Here is a 19,526-nt window from a genome sequence, read left to right as displayed (position 1 = left end):
CCTCGTGAGGGGCATCCGGGCGCCCCGCGGGGAGGCCCGGATGCCCCGTCAGAGGCCAAAACGGCCGTCTGCGGGCCCGTACGCCGAAGGGCGGCCACCCTGGTCGGGGTGACCGCCCTCCGTCGTGCCTGTGGTGCTTACTTGCCCTTGGCGGCTTCCTTGAGCTTCGAGCCCGCGGAGACCTTCACGCTGTAGCCGGCCGGGATGTTGATCGGGTCGCCGGTCTGCGGGTTACGAGCGGTGCGAGCGGCACGGTGCGTGCGCTCGAAGGTCAGGAAGCCGGGGATGGTGACCTTCTCGTCGCCCTTGGCGACGATCTCACCGACGGTCTCGGCGAGCGCGGCCAGCACGGCGTCGGCGTCCTTGCGAGTCACCTCGGCGCGGTCGGCCAGGGCGGCCACCAGCTCACTGCGGTTCATGTTGTTACTCCCGTGTTCTTCTTGCCTGTGAGGCGTGAGATCGAAGCCGATGCTGCCAGGGCCCTCGGACAGTCCCCGGACCCGGGTCCGTGTGAGAACCTTCGCGCCCCGTGGGGTCTCCCCCGGACGAAGTCCTTGGGAAAGCATCCTGCCCCCACCTGCGGCGGGAAAGCCAATCCGGCACCCTTCGAAGTCACACGAAAAGCGCCACTGCCTCGTCTTGGTGACGTTCCGTCGACTCCCCGAAAGCGGTCCGCAGCGGGTGCGGGGCTCTGCGGGACGCGTCGCCCGCCCACCCTAAAGGGGCGTTTGGGGCGCCGCGACCCGCGACGCGCCGGACATCAGACAGACGTGGGCCCCGTCACAGCCGCGCCGGCCGCTTTGGCCGCGTCCCGGACCGCTCCCGCGACCGCTCCGGCGACCTTGTCGTTGAAGACCGACGGGATGATGTAGTTGGCGTTCACCTCGTCCTCGGCGACGACATCGGCGAGGGCGCGCGCGGCGGCGAGCATCATCTCCGTGTTGACGGTGCGGGACTGGGCGTCCAGCAGTCCGCGGAAGACGCCGGGGAAGACCAGGACGTTGTTGATCTGGTTGGGGAAGTCGGAGCGGCCGGTGGCCACGACCGCCGCCGTCTCACGGGCGACCGTGGGGTCGACCTCGGGGTCCGGGTTCGCGAGCGCGAACACGATCGCGCCGTCCGCCATGGCCGCCACGTCGTCCCCGTCCAGCACGTTGGGGGCCGAGACGCCGATGAAGACGTCGGCGCCCACGACAGCCTGCTTGAGGGTGCCGGTGACGGACTCCGGGTTGGTGTTGTCGGCGATCCAGCGCAGCGGCGAGTCGGCGTCCGCGGAGACCAGGTCCTCGCGGCCGGAGTGCACCACACCGTGGATGTCGGCGACGACCGCGTGCTTGACGCCCGCGGCGATGAGGAGCTTCAGGATGGCCGTACCGGCCGCCCCGGCGCCGGACATGACGACCCGTACGTCCCCGATGGCCTTGCCCACCACGCGCAGCGCGTTGGTCAGCGAGGCGAGCACGACGATGGCGGTGCCGTGCTGGTCGTCGTGGAAGACGGGGATGTCCAGGGCCTCGCGCAGCCGGGCCTCGATCTCGAAGCAGCGCGGCGCGGAGATGTCCTCCAGGTTGATGCCCGCGAAGCCGGGGGCGATCGCCTTGACGATCTCGACGATGGCGTCGGTGTCCTGGGTGTCCAGGCAGATCGGCCAGGCGTCGATGCCGGCGAACCGCTTGAAGAGGGCCGCCTTGCCCTCCATCACCGGGAGGGCCGCCATCGGGCCGATGTTGCCGAGGCCGAGCACCGCGGAGCCGTCCGTCACGACTGCGACGGAGTTGCGCTTGATGGTGAGGCGGCGGGCGTCCTCGGGGTTCTCGGCGATCGCCATGCAGACCCGGGCCACCCCCGGGGTGTAGATCATCGAGAGGTCGTCACGGTTGCGGATGGGGTGCTTCGACTGCATCTCGATCTTGCCGCCGAGGTGCATCAGGAACGTACGGTCGGAGACCTTGCCGAGGATGACGCCCTCGATATCGCGCAGACCTTCGACGATCTCGTCCGCGTGCGACGTGGAGGAGGCCGCGATCGTGACGTCGATCCGAAGCTTGTCGTGGCCGGAAGCGGTCACGTCGAGGCCGGTGACCGAACCACCGGAGGACTCCACGGCCGTGGTGAGCTGGGAGACCGCTGTGCCGCTCGCGGGCACCTCCAGCCTGACCGTCATCGAGTACGAGACGCTGGGCGCCGTTGCCATGGCCGAGTCCTTCGCTTTCCTTAGCTTCATTGCTACGCGGCCGGGCCCGTCAACAGGAACAGGCCCGCACACGCCTTCAGATATTCGCACCTACCGGTGGGTAGCCGGTAATGACTGCCGCACTTCGGAAAGTGTTTTCCACCATACGAGATATGACGGCCCCAGCGGAACCCCGTCCGGACCCGTAAACGAAAACAGACCCACGCCACCGGAGGGTGACGCGGGTCCGTTTTCTTCAGTTAGGTGACACCGGCCCGCCATGCTCGCCTCGCGGCAAGTGGTCGCTCGAAGCGACTAAGGTTGGGCCCGGGGGCTTGGATCGAGCCGGTGCCAACACCAGGCTAACAAACACCCCGGAGAAGTGATTCCCGCAGCGCAGGTTGACCGAAAAAAGGCTCCTGCGCTTGGCGTCACCCCGGTATGCGTCAGTCCCTCAGCAGATCCGGCACCCCGTCCTCGTCGGGCAGATCCCGCTCCCCCGACACGACCGTGAGCTGCTGGGTCGCCCGCGTCAGCGCGACGTACAGCACCCGCAGCCCCGCCGGGGACTCGTCGGCGATCTCGGCGGGCGAGACGACCACCGTGGCGTCGTACTCCAGGCCCTTGGCCTCCAGACTGCCGAGCGCGACCACCCGTTCGCCGAGTTCCGCGAGCCAGGCACGGGCCTGCGCCCGCCGGTTCATCGCGACGACGACACCGACCGTGCCGTCCACCTCGCCCAGCAGCCGCCGCGCCTCCTCGCGCACGGTGCCGGCCAGATCACCGTCCCGGACGGTGACGAAGCGCGGCTCGACGCCCGTGGACCGGACGGCCGCCGGTGACTCCATACCGGGCATCGCGAGCGCGAGGACCTTGGCGGCGAGTTCGGCGATCTCCGCCGGGTTGCGGTAGTTGACGGTCAGGGTGAACCGGCGCCGCGGCCGGTTGCCCAGCGCCTCGTCACGCGCCGCGGCCGCCTCGTCCGGATCGGACCAGGAGGACTGCGCCGCGTCGCCGACGATCGTCCAGGTGGCGTGCCGGCCGCGGCGGCCGACCATGCGCCACTGCATGGGCGTGAGGTCCTGCGCCTCGTCGACGATGACGTGCGCGTACTCCGTACGCTCCGCCGCGAGCCGCTCGGCCCGCTCCCACTGGGTCTCCTCCCGCTGCGGCATCAGCTCCTCCAGACCGGTGAGGTGGTCCAGCGGATCGAACTCGCGTTTGCGCTTGGGCCGGTTCGGCGTGCCGATCAGATGCTGCAACTCGTCCAGCATCGCCACGTCGTGGACCGACAGCGGCCCCTGACCCGCACTGTCCAGCCGCTTGAGGGAGCGCGCGAGCCGGCGCACCTCCCCCTGGTTGAGGGTGCGCCGGGACCACCTGGCGAGCCGCTTCTCGTCGGACATCGCGGCGAGCACCCCGCGCGGGGTGAGCTCGGGCCACCAGGCGTTCAGGAACTCGATGAACGGCGTCTCGGTGGAGACGTCCTCGTCGAACGACGAGCGCAGTTCGGCGGCGAGCTCCGGATCGGTGTAGCGGCCCCGGCCGGACGACCTGCTCCACAGCGCGTCCAGCAACAGCTTGCGGGCGCGCGGGCGCAGCAGGTTGACCGGTGCGGTGCCGCTGAGGACGTTGTTCCTGATGCGCCGGAGCTCGTCCTCGTTCAGCTCGACCCGGGCACCGAAGGCGACCACCCGCAGCCTGGTGGGCGTGGCGGCCTCCTTCGGTGTCTCCTCCTCACCGAACGCCAGCTGGCCGTCGCCCCCGGCCGGCCGGACGAAGGGCTGCTCCAGTGCCCCGCGGGCCGCCTTGCGCAGCACGTGGAGGATCCGGGAGGAGCCCTTGATCCGGGCGACGGCCGGTTCGTCGTAGGTGGTGGCGCCCGCCGGGCCCGCCGCCTCGTCCGACAGCGAGCCGACCGCACGGATCGCGACCTGTCCCTCCTCGCCGAGCGAGGGCAGCACCCCTTCGGTGTAGGCGACCAGCAGCGGGGTCGGCGAGACGACGAGGATGCCGCCCGCGTACCGCCGCCGGTCCTGGTAGAGCAGGTACGCGGCACGGTGCAGGGCGACGGCTGTCTTGCCGGTGCCGGGGCCGCCCGAGACCTCGGTGACCGAGGCGGCGGGCGCCCGGATCACCAGGTCCTGCTCGGCCTGGATGGAGGAGACGATGTCCCGCATGGTGTGGCTGCGGGCCTGCCCGAGCGCCGCCATCAGGGCGCCGTCCCCGATGACCGGGAGCTTCTCGCCCCCCAGGTACGCGGTCAGCTCGGGACGCATCAGGTCGTCCTCGACCCCGAGGACCCTGCGGCCCTTGGAGCGGATGACCCGGCGGCGTACCACCCGGCCCGGTTCCTTCGGCGTCGACCGGTAGAAGGGCGCGGCGGCCGGCGCCCGCCAGTCGATGACCAGCGGCGCGTAGTCGGAGTCGAGGACCCCGATCCGGCCGATGTGCAGCGTCTCCGCGATATCGGCGGTGCTGTCCTCCCGTACGACGTCGTCGGCCGGCTCCACGGAGGTGAACGCGCCGTCCGGGCCGCGCTCACCGTCCTTCCCGAGCAGCAGATCGATCCTCCCGAAGAGGAAGTCCTCGAACTCGCTGTTCAGCCGGTTGAGGTGGATTCCGGCCCGGAACACCTGGGCGTCGCGTTCCGCGAGCGCTCCCGGCGTGCCGACCTGGCCGCGTTTGACGGCATCACTCATGAGAAATTCCGCCTCGTGGATCTTCTCCTCGAGGCGGTGGTACACACGGTCGAGATGTTCCTGCTCGACACCGATTTCCCGGTCCCGCAACGAATCGACAGCGGCATCCTGCGCGGCCACCGAGACCCCCTTCTGACGTGCATTGGGCAGCCGTCAACCCTATGCGACGCGGGGCCCCTCGCGCACCAGCCACGAGCATCCGATCCTGCCCGGACAGCGGCCGGTCACGGCGGCGCGGCCGGGCCCGCGTTGCGCCGCCGGTGCCGGGCGACCCGCTCGCGGTTTCCGCACACCTCGCTGGAACACCAGCGCCGGCGCCGTCCGCGTGAGGTGTCCAGGTAGATCCGGCGGCAGTTGTCGCCCTCGCAGCGGCGCAGCTTGCCCAGGGCCACCGGGTCGGTCAGCAGTTCCACGGCGTCGCGCGCCACGGTGGCCAGCAGCGCCCGGCAGTCGGGTTCGGTGCTGAGCCCGCGCACCAGGGCGCCGTTCCCGGTGCGCACGGCGCGCACGCCGGGCGGCGCTCCGGCGGCGAGTGCGTTGACGCGCTCCAGGGCGCCCTCGGCCCCGCTGCCGCCGAGCTGCGCGGTCAGCAGCCGGTCGACGGCGGTCCTCAACTGGCGGAAGAGCACGAGCCAGTGGTGGTCGACGGATGCGAGCCGGGTGCCTTCGGGCACGGCCCGGGAGGCCACCAGCCAGTCCGCCAACTGCTCCGGGCGGTCGAGCGGATCGGGAGCGCCGGGGCTGCCGGCCCCCGTCGCCACCAGGTCCAGACAGAGCCGCCCGGCGTCGAACCGCCAGTCGCACGAGCCTTTGCGCGTTGCCATGCGCATGCCACCGCCTTGGGTCCGGCCGCCTCGGGTCCAGCCGCCTCGGGTCCAGCCGTCGTCCACACCAGAGTGCCCCTCGCGGCCCCGGCCGTAACCCCCGCCGCCGTGCGGGCCGCGACAACTCCCCTCGTACGATGCCCGGATGACGGACCACCTGCGCACTCCTCACGTCCGGGACAGCTCCCTGGTGCTGCGCCCCTGGCTGCCGGGCGACCTGGAGGTCGTGCTCGACGTGTACCGCGACCCGGCGATCCGGGCGGGGTCCCGCGTCCCCGTGACGGACGAGGCGGCGGCGGTGCGCTGGCTGCGGCTCCAGGAGGAGGGCCGGGAGTCCGGACTGCGCCACAGTTTCGCCGTGGTGGACACCGCGCTCGGGGAACTGCCGGTCGGGAACGTCGCCCTCGTGCACCCCGCCCCCGGGTCGGACTCGGCCGAGGTGGGCTACTGGACGGCGGCGCGGGCGCGCGGCCGCGGGATCGCCCCGCAGGCCCTCGGAGCCCTCACCGCATGGGCGTTCGCGGCCTTCGCCGGGGACGGGCTCGTCCGGCTGGATCTGATCCACCAGGTGGGCAACGACGCCTCGTGCCGGGTGGCGGACAAGGCCGGCTACGGCTTCGCGGAGGTGCTGCCCGCGCGCCCCCCGTGGCCGCTGGAGGGACACCGCCACGAGCGCCGGGCGGCCGGCGGCCGCTGACCCCGGCGCTCAGACTCCGGGCGCGGCCGGTTCCCCGGTCACCGGGCCGTCGTGCAGGATGCGCTGGTAGAGCCGGTGGTCGCGCCATTCGCCGTCGATGTGGAGATAGCGCGGGGCGAATCCGTACTGCTCGAAGCCGCATTTGGCGAGCACGCGCTGCGAGGCCGTGTTGTCCGAGACCGTGCCCGCCTCGACGCGGTGCAGCCGCAGCTCGTCCCGGGCCAGTTCGCAGATCCGCCGCACCGCGGCCGTGGCCAGCCCGCGGCCCGCGTGCGTGACGTCCACCCAGTAGCCGAGCGTGGCGCTGCGGAACGGGCCGAGCACGACGGCGTTGAGGTTGAACCCGCCGACCGCCCGGTCCTGCCCGTCCGCCAGCACCCAGGGCATCACGCGCCCCGCCTCGCGTTCGGCCAGCAGCCCGGCCAGCCGCTGCCGCTGCCCCTCCTCGGTGTAGAAGGCGTCGGGCCGTACGGGCTCCCAGGGCCGCATGTACGCACGGCTGCGGGTCATCGACACCGCGAGAGAGGCGGCGTCCGCCTCGGTGACGGGACGGAGCCATGTCTCCGCGTCGATCCGGTGGTTGTCGTCGATCATCCCTGCACGGTATCCCGGCCCCGTGCGCCCCTGGACGCCCCTGGACGCCCGCGTAGGGAGCTGCGCGCCTGAGCCATGGAGCGGACCCGCCCGCGCCATTTCACTGGGAGCCATGACACCAACCAGCCGGGCCCACCGGCCGATCCGCTCCCTCCACCACCTCGTGCTCGGTGGCGCCGCCGTCACCACCGGCCTCACCGCGGGGGCGTTCTACGTCTTCTCCTGCGCGGTCATGCCCGCGCTCGGACGCAGCGACGACCGGACCTTCATCGAGGTCATGCAGAACATCAACGACGTCATACAGAACCCGGTCTTCTTCGCCGCCTTCATCGGCGCGCTGCTTCTCATCGCGGCCGCCGCCTGGCAGCAGCGCCGGACCCCGGGCCCGCGTGGCTGGATCGTCGCCGCGCTCGTGGTGTACGCCGTCGCCTTCCTGCTCACCTCGGGCGTCAGCGTCCCGCTCAACGACGAGCTCGCGCAGGCCGGGAACCCGGCGCGCATCGCCGGCCCCGCCGCCGTGCGGGACCGGTTCGAGGACGCGTGGGTCGCCTGGAACGCCGTACGGGCCCTCCTGTGCACCGCCGCCCTCGCCCTCCTGCTGCGGGCCTCGTACGTGCTGGCCCGCCGGCTCCCTCAGGAGTCCGCGTACTTGGCGTCCGACGCCGGGTCCAGAGCAAGCCGGTAGCCGCGTTTGACCACCGTCTGGACGATCCTGGGTTCGCCGAGCGCGGTACGCAGCCGGGCCATCGCCGTCTCCACCGCGTGCTCGTCCGTACCGCTGCCGGGCAGCGCGCGCAGCAGATCGGCGCGGGCCACCACCCAGCCCGGCCTGCGGGCCAGGGTGTGCAGCAGGGCCATTCCGGCCGGCGGTACCGGCCGCAGCTCGTCGTCGACCAGGACCGCGTGACCACGGATCTCCACCCGGTGCCCGGCGATGGGCAGCGTACGCGCGCCGGCGGGCAGTTCGCGGCAGAGCAGCTGGACGAGCGGGCCGAGCCGGAAGCGCTCCGGCTGGACCGTGTCCACCCCGCGGGCCTGCAACGGCAGGGCCGTGACCGGCCCGACGCAGGCCGACACGATGCCGTCCCGCAGCGCGCTCAGCAGCTCGGGCAGCAGCCCGCGTTCCTCCGCGCGGCGCAGCAAAGAGGCGGCGGCCGGGGCGCTGGTGAAGGTGAGTGCGTCCAGGCCGCGGGCGACGGTGAGGTCGAGGAGCCGGTCGAGCGGGGCGATGTCCTCGGGCGGCATCCAGCGGTAGACCGGGACACCGATGACCTCGGCTCCGGCCGCCCGCAGCGACTCCACGAAGCCGGGGAGCGGTTCGCCGTGCAGCTGGAGGGCGATACGGCGGCCCTCTACGCCCTCCGCCAGAAGGCGTTCCAGCACCTCCGCCATGGACTCGGAGGCCGGCGACCAGGTCTCGGTGAGACCGGCGGCCCGGACGGCCCCCTTGACCTTGGGGCCGCGCGCCAGCAGTTCGACGCCGCGCAGCCGGTCCAGCAGCTGGGCCCCGATGCCCCAGCCGTCCGCCGCCTCGATCCAGCCCCGGAAGCCGATCGCGGTGGTGGCGAGCACCACGTCGGGGACGCTGTCGATCAGCTCCTTGGTGGCGGCGAGCAGTTCGCTGTCGTCGGCGAGCGGCACGATCCGCAGAGCGGGCGCGTGCACCACGGTGGCGCCCCGTCGCCGCAGCAGCGTGGAGAGCTCCTCGGCCCGGCGCGCGGCGGTGACACCGACCGTGAAGCCCGCCAGGGGCCCGTGCTGTTCGTCGTCGCGCATATGGTCTACCCGGCTCTCGTCCCGCTGCTGCTCGATGGTGCGGAGGACCGAGACTGCCAACGATGCGTGACAGGCTCGGTTCACCCGCATTTCCCGCCCGTTACGTCACCCGCCACTGTGCGTCCATCATCACACTTCGGCGTAGCTGAGCTGGGGCTTCGCCGGTACCGGAGCCGTACGGCGAAGGTATACCGCCCAGGTGAGGGCGAAACACACCCCGTAGAAGACCAGGAAGGACCAGAAGGCCGCCGTTCCGGTGCCCGAGGTCTGGAAGGACTGCCGGAAGGCGAGGTTGATGCCGAGCCCGCCGAGGGCACCCACCGCGCCGATGAGCCCCATGGCCGCCCCCGACAGCCGCCGCCCCTGGGCCGCGGCCGCCTCGCCGCGCAGCCCCTGGGCGACCGCCTTGGCGTGGAAGATGCCCGGGATCATCTTGTACGTCGATCCGTTGCCGAGGCCGGTCAGTACGAACAGCGCCGTGAAGCCGATCAGGAACACGGTGAGCGACTCGATGCCGGAGGCGTACACGACGACACCGGTGGCGACGGCCATCGCCGCGAAGTTCGCCATGGTGATGCGGGCGCCGCCGTACCGGTCGGCCAGCCGCCCGCCCACCGGCCGGATCAGCGAGCCGAGCAGCGGGCCGATGAAGGTGAGCGAGGCGGCCTGCAGCGGGGTCCGGCCGAACTGGGTCTGCAGCACGAGGCCGAAGGCGAAGCTGTAGCCGATGAACGAGCCGAAGGTGCCGATGTAGAGCACCGACATGATCCAGGTGTGCGGGTCGCGTACGGCGTCCCCGGCGGCCCCGGTGTCGTTCTGCACGGGGGCCAGGTTGTCCATGAAGTACGCGGCGCACAGCGCGGCGACGACGATCAGCGGAATGTACACGCCGAGCACGATCCGGGGATGTGCGGCGCCCGCGGTCCCGATCACCAGCAGCCCGGCGAGCTGCACGACGGGCACCCCGATGTTGCCGCCGCCCGCGTTCAGCCCGAGCGCCCAGCCCTTCTCGCGCAGCGGGAAGAAGGCGTTGATGTTCGTCATCGACGAGGCGAAGTTGCCCCCGCCGATACCGGTCAGGGCGGCCACGACCATGAAGGTGGTGTACGAGGTCCCGGGCTCCATCACCACAGAGGCGGCGACGGTCGGCAGCAGCAGGGTGAGCGCGCTGAACACGGTCCAGTTCCGCCCGCCGAAGCGGGCCACGGCGAACGTGTACGGCACCCGCGCGATCGCGCCGATCAGCGTCGCGGTCGAGATCAGGAAGAACTTGCCCGCCGGGTCCACCCCGTACTCCGGTCCCATGAACAGGACCATCACCGACCACAGGGTCCAGATCGAGAAACCGATGTGCTCGGAGAGGACGGAGAACCACAGGTTCCGGCGGGCGATCCGCTCGCCCTTCTCCCGCCAGAACGTCTCGTCCTCCGGTTCCCACTGCTCGATCCAACGGCCAGCCATCACGCGCCTCCACAAAGGGGTCGGGGTGTTGGACCCGACGCTAGGGAGCGCGCGTTTCGGCGTGGTGCTGCGAGGTGACCGGTGCGCAACCTTGCTCTCACCGGGCCGGGCGCGGCCCGGTGAGGACGGTCACCGCCGGTGCGGTCCCGGGGGCCCGGCCGGCTCCGGTGCGCGGGGGCCTGCGGCGCGCTTCCCGGTGCGCTTCGGTGCGCCGTTGGGCCAGAGCCGCGGCCGCCGTTTCGCCGCCACGTCCTCGACCCAGCCGACGGCGACGATCATCACCCCTATCAGGGGCCAGATCAGGATCAGCACGAGCACGTCGTACGACGCGTCGATGTACGTACCGAGGTGGTCACCGACCCACGGGACGTTCCACAGCTGGTCGATGATCGGCATCGTCGCCATGAGCAGCAGGTTGTGCCAGAGATAGATCGTCACGGCCCGGTTGTTGGCCAGGGTGACCGGGCTGTCCCAGCCGGCCAGCCTCCCGGGCAGCTCCTTCCACGAGGGCGCGTACTGGAGCAGGATCGTGCAGAAACCGAGCGACCAGGCGGCCTGGGCGAGCGGGATCTCGTCCAGGTTCCAGCCTTCCTCGGTGAGGTGCCCGGACGCCCACCACAGGCCGAAGGCCATGATGATCGCGGCCGAGGAGACCGAGATGTAGCGCGGGACCCTGCGCAGCAGCCCGTCGTTGTGGGCGAAGCCCAGGATCCAGCAGGAGCCGAAGGTGCCGAAGTCGACGAGCGCCTCGCCCGTCGCCCCGGGAACGTTCACCAGGCCGGTGCCGATGACGGCGGTGAGGCCGACCGGCGCGAGCAGCGTCGCCCACGGCAGCCGGCGGAACGCCTTCAGCAGCAGCGGGGAGGCCAGGACGAACCACAGGTAGGCGCGGATGTACCAGAGCGGGCCCACCGCCTGCTCGGCCCACGACTGCTCCAGGAATCCGCCCTCGGAGCCGCTCTCCCACGGAAACGGCGGCGAGCCGACCGGGAGGATGTAGCAGCCCAGCTTGAGGAACCACCAGATGCCCTCCTCCCGCACGGGCTTGAGGCCCATCACGAACATCATCGGCACGACGAGGGCGGCGAACGCCCACATCGGCGGCAGCAGTCTGCGCAGCCGGCCGCGGATGACGCTCCAGGCGGGCCGGGCCAGGGACCGGGCCATCAGGGAGCCGGCCAGGGCGAACATCACGCCCATGGACGGGAACAGGATGGTCAGCCAGGCCCAGCCGAACAGGTGGAAGACGACGACGCGGACGAGCGCGACGGCACGGAGCAGATCGAGATAGCGGTCCCGGCCGGCCCCCTTCTCCGCCCTGGCCTCCTGTGCCTTCGCGTGGGCGTGCGCCATCGGCCCGGCGTCCGGCGGCAGTGCCTGCCCCACATCGCCGTACGGGTACGGCTCCTGCACCGGGAACGGCACCGTGTACGGCTCCGGGGGCGGCTGCTGCGGATATGCCGAGGGCTGGCTCGGGTGGGTCATGCGACGGGCCTCCGGTCGGTGCTGCTCCCGCGCTGCCGGCCGGTCATCGCGCCGGGAGCCTCCACGACGCCGGTGCGGCGCAGCTTCTGCCAGCGCAGCCGGCCACCGGTGAGAGCGGTGATCCAGGACTGGAGCAGCACCACGTACATGAGCTGCCGGTAGAGGATCTGCTGGAGGGGCAGCGAGATCAGATGCGTCATGCGTTCCCGGTCGAGCCGGAAGGCGTACGCGGCACAGACGCCCTGCACGGCGAGGACACCGAGCCAGGCGAGGACCGTCTGCTGGGTGGGGCCGAAGACGAGTCCGTAGAGCAGGAAGACGTCGATGAGGGGCGCGAGCAGCGGGGCGACGACCATGAACAGGGCGACGAACGGCAGGCCGACGCGTCCGAACCGGCCGGACGGCCCGCGCTCGACGACCGCCCGGCGGTGCTTCCAGATCGCCTGCATCGTGCCGTACGACCACCGGTAGCGCTGCGACCACAGCTGCTGCACGGACTCCGGCGCCTCGGTCCAGGCGCGGGCGTTCTCCGCGTACACGACGCGCCAGCCGTCCCGGTGCAGGGCCATCGTGACGTCGGTGTCCTCGGCGAGGGTGTCCTCGCTCATGCCGCCGATCCGGTCCAGCGCGTCACGGCGGAACGCCCCGACCGCGCCGGGGATCGTGGGCATGCAGCCCAGCAGGTCGTACATCCGGCGGTCGAGGTTGAAGCCCATCACGTACTCGATGTGCTGCCAGGCCCCGATCAGCGAGTCGCGGTTGCCGACCTTGGCGTTGCCCGCGACGGCCCCGACCTTCGGGTCACCGAAGGGCTGCACCAGTTCGCGGACGGTGGCCGGCTCGAAGACGGTGTCGCCGTCCATCATCACGATGATGTCGTGGCGGGCGTGCGCGATGCCGTTGTTCAGGGCGGCGGGCTTCCCCGCGTTGCGCTGGCGCACCACGCGCACATTCGGCAGCCACATCGCCTCGACGATGTCCGCGGTGCCGTCCGTGGAGCCGTCGTCGATGACGATGACTTCGACCGGATAGTCACTTGCCACCAGCGAGCGCACCGTGTTGGCGATGCACTCGCGTTCGTTGTACGCGGGCACCAGGACGGTCACCGGGCGGGTGACCGGATCGCCCCAGCTGAAGCCTCGTCCCCGGACCCTGCGCGCGTGCACGAAGGAGAGCAGCAGCATCAGTCCGAAGCGAGTGATGACGAGCACCCCGATGACGGCGAGACCGACCACCATCACGTCGGTGATGTGGTCCGAGATGCCGACGGCGTGGACGAACGCCTTGCCTTTCCAGAGCGCGAGGCCGGTGACCGGGGTGTGCGCGCTGGGGCCTCCGAGGGCGGTGGTGAGGTTGGCGAACTCGTATCCCTTGTCCTGCATCTTCGGCAGGAAGCGGTCGAGCGCGGCCACGGTCTGGGACCGGTCGCCGCCCGAGTCGTGCATCAGGACGACGGCGCCCTTGCCGTGCTTCGGTGTGGCGTTCTCGATGATCGTGCGGACGCCGGGGCGCTTCCAGTCCTCGCTGTCGGTGTTGTTCACGACGGTGAGGTAGCCGCGGCTGCCGATGTACTGGGTGACCGGCCAGGACTTGTCGTCCATGGCGTCAGCGAACGAGGAGTACGGCGGCCGGAAGAGCGAGGTACGGATTCCGGCCGCGCCCGCCAGCACCAGCTGGTTCTGCGAGAGCTCCCAGTCGATGCGGGCGTGGGACTGGTAGGAGAGATCGGGGTGGTTGAAGGTGTGCAGCCCGACCTCGTGGCCCTCCCTGACCATGCGCTCCACCAGCTCGGGATAGCGCGAGGCCATGGTCCCGGTGACGAAGAAGACGGCGTGCGCGTTGTACTCCTTGAGCTTGTCGAGCACGCGCGGGGTCCACACCGGGTCGGGCCCGTCGTCGAAGGTCAGCACGATGCGGTGATCGGGGATGCGCAGGGACTTGGCCGGTTCGGTCGCGCTGCGCGCGTCGATGACCGGTCCGCCCTCGAGGATCTGCTCGGGCACCTGGTCGGTGGCCGCCGGTGGCTGGATCCGGTGGTCGGCGAGGATTTCGCTGTGCACGTAGCCGCGCAGCATCAGCATGGCGAGCAGGGCGACCAGGAGCAGGAACGGCAGCAAGTAGCGCATGGGGAGCCTGCGCCGCCGGGTCTGCTTCTTACGATTGTGCCTGCCCCGCGGGACGGGGGTGGTCATCTACTTGGCGCCTTCTTGCTCTTGCACAGGAGGGTCCGGGGACTCGACGGGCGGTGTCGTGGTGTCCGGCGGCGGCGTCTCCGGGTCGGCGGGAGGTGTCCCGGGACCGTCGGCCGGGGCGGAGACCGAGGTGTCGCCGGCCGGTGTGGTGGCACCGCCACCGCCGCCGCCCGCGCTCTCGGTGCTGTGCCCGGACGGAGTGACGGGGACCGATGCCGAGGAGCGGGCGCCGGGCGACGGGGAGCTGCCGGCCGCGGAGCTGCCCGGCGCCGATGCGCCTGCGGCCCCGGCCACCGACGCGGACGGCGAGGAGCTGGGCGTCGCGCCAGGTGAGGCCGGGGCGCCCGTGCTCGCGCCGGGGGCGGGAGACACCTGCACCTCGTCCGCCTTCTTGTGCTCCTCCTGGCCGGAGAGCGGCAGGAAGGGAGCGCTGGAGTTGCCGCCGAGGACGGCGCCGACGAGCGTCACCGCGAAGCAGACGCAGACTGCGGCGAGTACCCAGCCGAGCCGCCGGAGCGTCTTGCTGCGCCGCCCGCTCTCGTCGACGAAGACGGGGCCGTCGGAGCCGTCCGGAGCGCCGGGTTCCGGGAGCAGTTCGGAGAGCTGCCGGCCCAGTCCGTCGAGTTGGATGGTGACTTCGTTCGGCTCGTGTGTGTGCCCTACATGGGCACCTTCACGCCAAGTTTCCACTGTTGTACGCACTTCCCCCACTCAAGATCGGGTGCGCGCAACTGACCGGTTATGTGCCGCCGGACCGGGCCCCCACCCTGTCCGCGCGCCCCCTACCACAGTGCACCCGGACGACGAATGTAGCGCACGCCGACGACACTTCGCCCCCACAGTCCGGTGTTGTTCATCATGAGACGTACACATGTTCGTCCCACCGGTGCGGCAGGTACCCGGGGCCTCTCGGGGCCGAAGCACGGCTTCCGACCGCACGCCGGGGGCGCGCGCCCCCGCACGCCGGTCATGGTCCGTCGCTGCGCGGGCAGACAAAAACGAGGACCCCGTTGCCGGTGGCAACGGGGTCCTCGTTCACATGGGAATTGTGGAGATGGCGGGAATCGAACCCGCGTCCAACGGTGCGGAACCAGGGCTTCTCCGAGTGCAGTTCGCTGCGCTTTTCTCGGCCCCGGAGGTCACGCGAACAAGCCTCCGACAGGCCCAGTCACTGTTTGATTTCCTTCAGGGCCCCGTGACCGGGCCTAGAAGTTTAGATCCCTGAATGATGCCAGGATCCGGGTCGGGATCACCCCCGGGCTGACACTCCGCAGAGTCTTCGCTTAGCTGCTAATTAGGCAGCGAGGGCGAAGGCGGAGGAATCGCGCTTGGAATTGGCGATTATTGGTTGCGACATATGGTTAACGAGATCATTGCCGCTTCCTCGACTCGCTTCCCCTGCTTCGACATCCGCTGTCGAAACCGATCATCCCCATGTTGATTTTTCAAAGGTGGTGCACACCCCGTGGGGTGCACTGCCATCGTACGTGACCAACGCACGACGATGCCAGCGTATTCCTGGCGGACCGGCCGGCGGCCGGTCCTCGGGCCCGGTCAGGCGGCCCGCTGGCGCCGGCGCGCGGCCGAGATCGCCCGGTTCGTCTCCCTGGTGTCCTGCTTCTCGCGCAGCGTCTGCCGCTTGTCGTACTCCTTCTTGCCCTTCGCCAGCGCGATCTCGACCTTGACCCGGCCGTTCACGAAGTACAGGGAGAGCGGCACGATCGTGTGCCCGGTCTCCTGGGACTTCGACTCCAGCTTGTCGATCTCGGCCCGGTGCATCAGCAGCTTGCGCTTGCGCTTGGCCGAGTGGTTGGTCCAGGTGCCCTGGACGTACTCCGGGACGTGGATGTTGTGCAGCCACGCCTCGCCGCCGTCGATCTGCACGAAGCCGTCCACCAGGGAGGCCCGGCCCATGCGCAGCGATTTGACCTCGGTGCCCATCAGCACGAGGCCGCACTCATAGGTGTCGAGGATGGTGTAGTCGTGACGCGCCTTCTTGTTCTGCGCGATGATCTTGCGCCCGGTGTCCTTTTCCTTAGCCATAGTGCGGCCATTTTCGCACTACGACCCACCCCCGAGGCCACTCAATACTGTCTCGGCCCGCTCCTGCGCCCGCGAGCTCACCGCCAGGTCCGGTGTGATGCCCCGGTCGTCGACGCTCCGGCCCGCCGGAGTCCGGTAGTGGCCCACGGTCAGCTCGGCCACCGAACCGCCCGCGAGCTTGCTCGGCATCTGGACGGAACCCTTGCCGAAGGTGCGCGAGCCAACCGTGACCGCACGCCCCCGGTCCTGGAGGGCGCCGGTCAGAAGCTCGGCCGCGCTCATCGTGCCGCCGTCTATGAGGACGACGACGGGCCGCTCGGTGTCGCCCCCCGCGTCCGCGTACAGGGCGCGCTGCTCGCCATGCACGTCATAGGTGGCGACCAGGCCGCCGTCCAGGAAGGCGGAGGCGGCGGTGACGGCCTCGGTGACCAGCCCGCCGGAGTTGCCGCGCAGGTCCAGCAGCACACCGGCGCCCGCCGGTGCCGCCCGGACGGCGTCACGGACCTCGGCGCCCGATCCCTTGGTGAACGAGTCGACCTCGATCAGTACAGCTGCGGAGGAATCGGAACGGTACGGTCCGATTCGGCGCACGGTGACGGCCTCGGTCGTGAGCCGGGCCCGGTGCAGCGTCTCGGTGCGGGTGGCGGAACCCCGCTGCACGCCCAGCACGACGGCGCTCCCTGCCGCCGCGGCCGTACGGTCGCCGCGCAGCAGGGCCACGACGTCGGCGACCGGGCGACGGTCGACCCGGCGGCCGTCGATCGTACGGAGCAGGTCGCCCGCGCGGATACCGGCCCGGTCCGCGGGGCTGCCCGGCTGGACCCGGGCGACGGCGACAAGACCGTCGGCGGAGCGTCTGGCGGCGATCCCGACGCCTGTGTACGAGCCGTCGAGGGCCTGCTCGAACTCCTGGTACTCCCGCTCGTCGTACACCGCGCCCCAGCGGTCCCCGCTGCGGCTGACGACCTCCTCGGCCGCCTCCGTGCCGGACTTGCCGTCCGCCACGGCGTCGGCGGCGGCGTCGGCCACCGCGTCACGGTCCGCGGAGGAGGCGACGGACCTGGTCCTTATCTCCGGAGTGCGCCCGTCGCCGCGGGGCAGCGAACCGGTGGCGGCGGCCGTGGCCAGCACGCTCGCGAAGACCAATGTCAGAGCCGCCCCGCGGCAGAGCCCGCGGGGACCGACTCGGGGAACGGGGTCCGGCATGGCGCCGAGTCTAGGACAACGCCTCCTCGGCGCACGGCCCGTTGGCCGCGCGCCGAGGAGGCGCATGTCATACCTTGAGGTACTTGCGCAGCGCGAACAGAGCGGCAACTGCGGGCATCAGCAGGCCGATCGCCAGCACCAGTGGAAGCTTGGTGAGGACGGCCTCCCAGCCGATGAAGTCGATCAGGTTCAGCTTGTCCTGGAGTGCGAGACCGCCGTCGATCAGGAAGTAACGCCCGGCCAGCAGCATGACGCAGGCCAGCACACCACCGATCAGACCGGCGAAGGCCGCCTCCATGATGAACGGCATCTGGATGTAGAACCCGGAGGCGCCGACGAGCCGCATGATGCCCGTCTCCCGCCGTCGGCTGAACGCGGACACCCGGACGGTGTTCACGATCAGCATCAGCGCAATGACCAGCATCAGCGCCATCACGAAGAGCGCGGCGACGTTCATGCCGTTCATCAGCCCGAAGAGGTTGTCCAGGATGCTTCTCTGGTCCTGGACCGACTGCACCCCGTTGCGGCCGGCGAAGGCGGTGGCCACGACCTTGTACTTCGTCGGGTCGTGGAGCTTGACGCGGAAGGACTCCGGCATCTGGTCCGGCGTGATGTTCCCCGCCATCGGGGAGTCGCCGAACTCCTCCTGGTAGTGCTTGTACGCCTCGTCCGACGACTCGTACGTCACCGTCTCGACGACGTCCATCTTATGGAGATCGCCCTCGATCTCCTTCTTCTGCTCAGCGGTGACCGCACCCTTGGCGCACTGGACCACCGTCTCCGCATCCCCCTTGCCGCAGAGGTAGATGGAGACGTTGACCTTGTCGTACCAGTAGTCCTTCATCGTGCTGACCTGCTCGCGCATGAGCAGCGCGCCGCCGAACAGGGCAAGCGAGAGGGCGACGGAGACGACGACGGCGAAGGTCATCGTGAGGTTGCGACGGAGGCCGACGCCGATCTCCGACAGGACGAACTGGGCGCGCATGGCGTCCTTTCAGTGCTGGGTGCTCAGTGCTGGTAGCCGTAGACGCCGCGCGCCTGGTCACGTACGAGACGGCCCTGCTCGAGCTCGATGACGCGTTTGCGCATCTGGTCGACGATGTTCTGGTCGTGGGTCGCCATGATCACGGTGGTACCGGTCCGGTTGATCCGGTCCAGCAGCTTCATGATGCCGACCGAGGTCTGCGGGTCCAGGTTGCCGGTCGGCTCGTCCGCGATCAGCAGCATGGGCCGGTTCACGAAGGCCCGCGCGATGGCCACGCGCTGCTGCTCACCGCCGGAGAGCTCACCGGGCATCCGGTCCTCCTTGCCGCCGAGCCCGACGAGGTCGAGGACCTGGGGGACCGCCTTGCGGATCTCGCCGCGCGGCTTGCCGATCACTTCCTGGGCGAACGCCACGTTCTCCGCGACGGTCTTGTTGGGAAGCAGCCGGAAGTCCTGGAAGACCGTGCCCAACTGGCGCCGCATGTGCGGCACCTTCCAGTTGGACATGCGGGCGAGGTCCTTGCCGAGGACGTGGACCATGCCCTGGCTGGCGCGCTCCTCACGGAGGATGAGCCGCATGAAGGTGGACTTGCCTGAGCCGGAAGAGCCCACCAGGAAGACGAACTCGCCCTTCTCGATATCGAGAGACACATCCCGTAGAGCGGGACGGCTCTGCTTCGGGTAGGTCTTGGAGACGTTGTCGAATCGGATCACGGATGCACCACGGTCGGCCGGGAGTAGGTGAGCGTGACCATACGCGAACCGGACTGACGCGTGCAGGCGCGCGTACCGGGATGGGTGATTTATGGCGGAACGCAGGCGGACGCGAACCGGGAGCTTCCGGGACCTGTCCGGCGGGCCGCGCCGAAATCCTCGCGAGCTGGCACAGTGGTAGGGGGAACGGTCGCGTTTCCGCGAGCGTTGTGCGGAGAGAAAGCTTGTGCGGCTCCGCCGCGCGGGAGGAGGAAAGCGCATGACCTATGACCGATTGGTGTGCGCGAACTGTGCGGCGCCCGTGGCCGAGGGGCGCTGCCCCGTGTGCCGGGCCAGCCGCGCCCGGCTGGAACAGCAGGGGCAGGGCCAGGGCCCCCTCGGCGGGATGAACCCGATGATGCTGATCGCCCTGCTGGTGGTGCTGCTGCTGTGCGCACTGGCGCTGCTCGCCCACCAGGCGGCGTGACCGCGCGCGACCTTCCGGCTACCCGGAGTCCCGCTCCTCGTTGAGGCCGCCCCTTTACCGCGCCCTTCCGCACGGGAAAGGGGCGGAACGACGTCGCAGGGGCCACTGAGATGCCTCCTGCCGCCCCGGAGCCCCGCACGAGGCGGGGAACCACGGCTCGGCCCCCACTCCCCGCGTACGAGCCGCACGCACGAACGAACGAACAGAGG

At 70.6% G+C, this 19,526-nt stretch carries 17 protein-coding genes and 1 other RNA gene; 3 read left to right on the top strand and 15 right to left on the bottom strand.

All coding sequences use genetic code 11. From position 1 onward, the window contains the following. Nucleotides 1–137: 137 nt before the first annotated feature. The 4 genes from ACFVW8_RS32460 to ACFVW8_RS32445 all read right to left on the bottom strand — a co-directional run bounded on the left by ACFVW8_RS32460 (nt 138) and on the right by ACFVW8_RS32445 (nt 5,699). Nucleotides 138–419 (bottom strand): HU family DNA-binding protein, encoded by a 282-nt coding sequence (locus ACFVW8_RS32460; RefSeq protein ID WP_003968811.1) that lies wholly within the window; start codon nt 417–419, stop codon nt 138–140. 341 nt (nt 420–760) lie between these two features. Continuing rightward, nucleotides 761–2,194, bottom strand: coding sequence for an NAD-dependent malic enzyme (locus ACFVW8_RS32455; protein WP_389696374.1), 1,434 nt, complete (start codon nt 2,192–2,194; stop codon nt 761–763). 425 nt (nt 2,195–2,619) lie between these two features. After that, on the bottom strand, nt 2,620–4,995 hold the full coding sequence (locus ACFVW8_RS32450) for a HelD family protein (protein ID WP_389696372.1): 2,376 nt from the start codon (nt 4,993–4,995) through the stop codon (nt 2,620–2,622). Between the two features lie 104 nt (nt 4,996–5,099). Continuing rightward, nucleotides 5,100–5,699 (bottom strand): CGNR zinc finger domain-containing protein, encoded by a 600-nt coding sequence (locus ACFVW8_RS32445; protein WP_389696370.1) that lies wholly within the window; start codon nt 5,697–5,699, stop codon nt 5,100–5,102. A 145-nt stretch (nt 5,700–5,844) separates the two neighbouring features. Here ACFVW8_RS32445 and ACFVW8_RS32440 point away from each other — a divergent pair, with 145 nt between their 5' ends. Further along, nucleotides 5,845–6,396, top strand: coding sequence for a GNAT family N-acetyltransferase (locus tag ACFVW8_RS32440; RefSeq protein WP_389696368.1), 552 nt, complete (start codon nt 5,845–5,847; stop codon nt 6,394–6,396). A 9-nt stretch (nt 6,397–6,405) separates the two neighbouring features. On the opposite strand, the gene ACFVW8_RS32435 is transcribed toward ACFVW8_RS32440, so the two are convergent. Then, complete coding sequence (locus tag ACFVW8_RS32435; protein ID WP_389696366.1) at nt 6,406–6,990, bottom strand: GNAT family N-acetyltransferase; 585 nt, start codon at nt 6,988–6,990, stop codon at nt 6,406–6,408. Nucleotides 6,991–7,102: 112 nt separating this feature from the next. Here ACFVW8_RS32435 and ACFVW8_RS32430 point away from each other — a divergent pair, with 112 nt between their 5' ends. Next, on the top strand, nt 7,103–7,675 hold the full coding sequence (locus ACFVW8_RS32430; RefSeq protein ID WP_389696364.1) for a DUF1772 domain-containing protein: 573 nt from the start codon (nt 7,103–7,105) through the stop codon (nt 7,673–7,675). On the opposite strand, the gene ACFVW8_RS32425 is transcribed toward ACFVW8_RS32430, so the two are convergent. From ACFVW8_RS32425 to ftsE, 10 genes are all read right to left on the bottom strand, one after another. After that, nucleotides 7,624–8,766, bottom strand: coding sequence for a uroporphyrinogen-III synthase (locus ACFVW8_RS32425; protein ID WP_389696376.1), 1,143 nt, complete (start codon nt 8,764–8,766; stop codon nt 7,624–7,626). The two genes, ACFVW8_RS32430 and ACFVW8_RS32425, sit on opposite strands and share 52 nt — an antisense overlap. Nucleotides 8,767–8,895: 129 nt before the next feature. After that, nucleotides 8,896–10,227, bottom strand: a complete 1,332-nt coding sequence (locus ACFVW8_RS32420) for a nitrate/nitrite transporter (protein WP_389696362.1) — start codon at nt 10,225–10,227, stop codon at nt 8,896–8,898. Nucleotides 10,228–10,356: 129 nt separating this feature from the next. Beyond that, complete coding sequence (locus ACFVW8_RS32415; RefSeq protein WP_389696361.1) at nt 10,357–11,712, bottom strand: acyltransferase; 1,356 nt, start codon at nt 11,710–11,712, stop codon at nt 10,357–10,359. Continuing rightward, nucleotides 11,709–13,904 carry a glycosyltransferase gene (locus ACFVW8_RS32410; RefSeq protein WP_389696359.1) on the bottom strand — a complete coding sequence of 732 codons (2,196 nt, stop codon included), beginning with the start codon at nt 13,902–13,904 and terminating at the stop codon, nt 11,709–11,711. The genes ACFVW8_RS32415 and ACFVW8_RS32410 overlap by 4 nt, the downstream gene beginning before the upstream one ends. Continuing rightward, nucleotides 13,905–14,606: a hypothetical protein gene (locus ACFVW8_RS32405; protein ID WP_389696357.1), complete on the bottom strand. Its 702-nt coding sequence runs from the start codon at nt 14,604–14,606 to the stop codon at nt 13,905–13,907. A gap of 344 nt (nt 14,607–14,950) precedes the next feature. Next, nucleotides 14,951–15,338: a transfer-messenger RNA gene (gene ssrA, locus ACFVW8_RS32400) on the bottom strand. Nucleotides 15,339–15,458: 120 nt separating this feature from the next. Then, nucleotides 15,459–15,947, bottom strand: coding sequence for an SsrA-binding protein SmpB (smpB, locus tag ACFVW8_RS32395; RefSeq protein WP_389696355.1), 489 nt, complete (start codon nt 15,945–15,947; stop codon nt 15,459–15,461). 18 nt (nt 15,948–15,965) lie between these two features. Continuing rightward, nucleotides 15,966–17,153, bottom strand: a complete 1,188-nt coding sequence (locus ACFVW8_RS32390) for a S41 family peptidase (RefSeq protein WP_389696353.1) — start codon at nt 17,151–17,153, stop codon at nt 15,966–15,968. A 67-nt stretch (nt 17,154–17,220) separates the two neighbouring features. Further along, entirely contained in the window at nt 17,221–18,138 is a 918-nt protein-coding gene (gene ftsX / locus ACFVW8_RS32385; RefSeq protein ID WP_389696351.1) for a permease-like cell division protein FtsX, read from the bottom strand. A gap of 23 nt (nt 18,139–18,161) precedes the next feature. Beyond that, complete coding sequence (gene ftsE / locus ACFVW8_RS32380) at nt 18,162–18,851, bottom strand: cell division ATP-binding protein FtsE (protein ID WP_024489199.1); 690 nt, start codon at nt 18,849–18,851, stop codon at nt 18,162–18,164. Nucleotides 18,852–19,110: 259 nt separating this feature from the next. Between ftsE and ACFVW8_RS32375 the strand changes: the two genes are divergently transcribed. Continuing rightward, on the top strand, nt 19,111–19,317 hold the full coding sequence (locus ACFVW8_RS32375; protein WP_389696348.1) for a hypothetical protein: 207 nt from the start codon (nt 19,111–19,113) through the stop codon (nt 19,315–19,317). Nucleotides 19,318–19,526: the final 209 nt, after the last annotated feature.

The organism is Streptomyces sp. NPDC058221 (assembly GCF_042882365.1).
GTDB lineage: Bacteria > Actinomycetota > Actinomycetes > Streptomycetales > Streptomycetaceae > Streptomyces.
The sequence above is the reverse complement of the archived record's forward strand: the minus strand, read 5'-3'. Positions and strand labels throughout refer to the sequence as shown.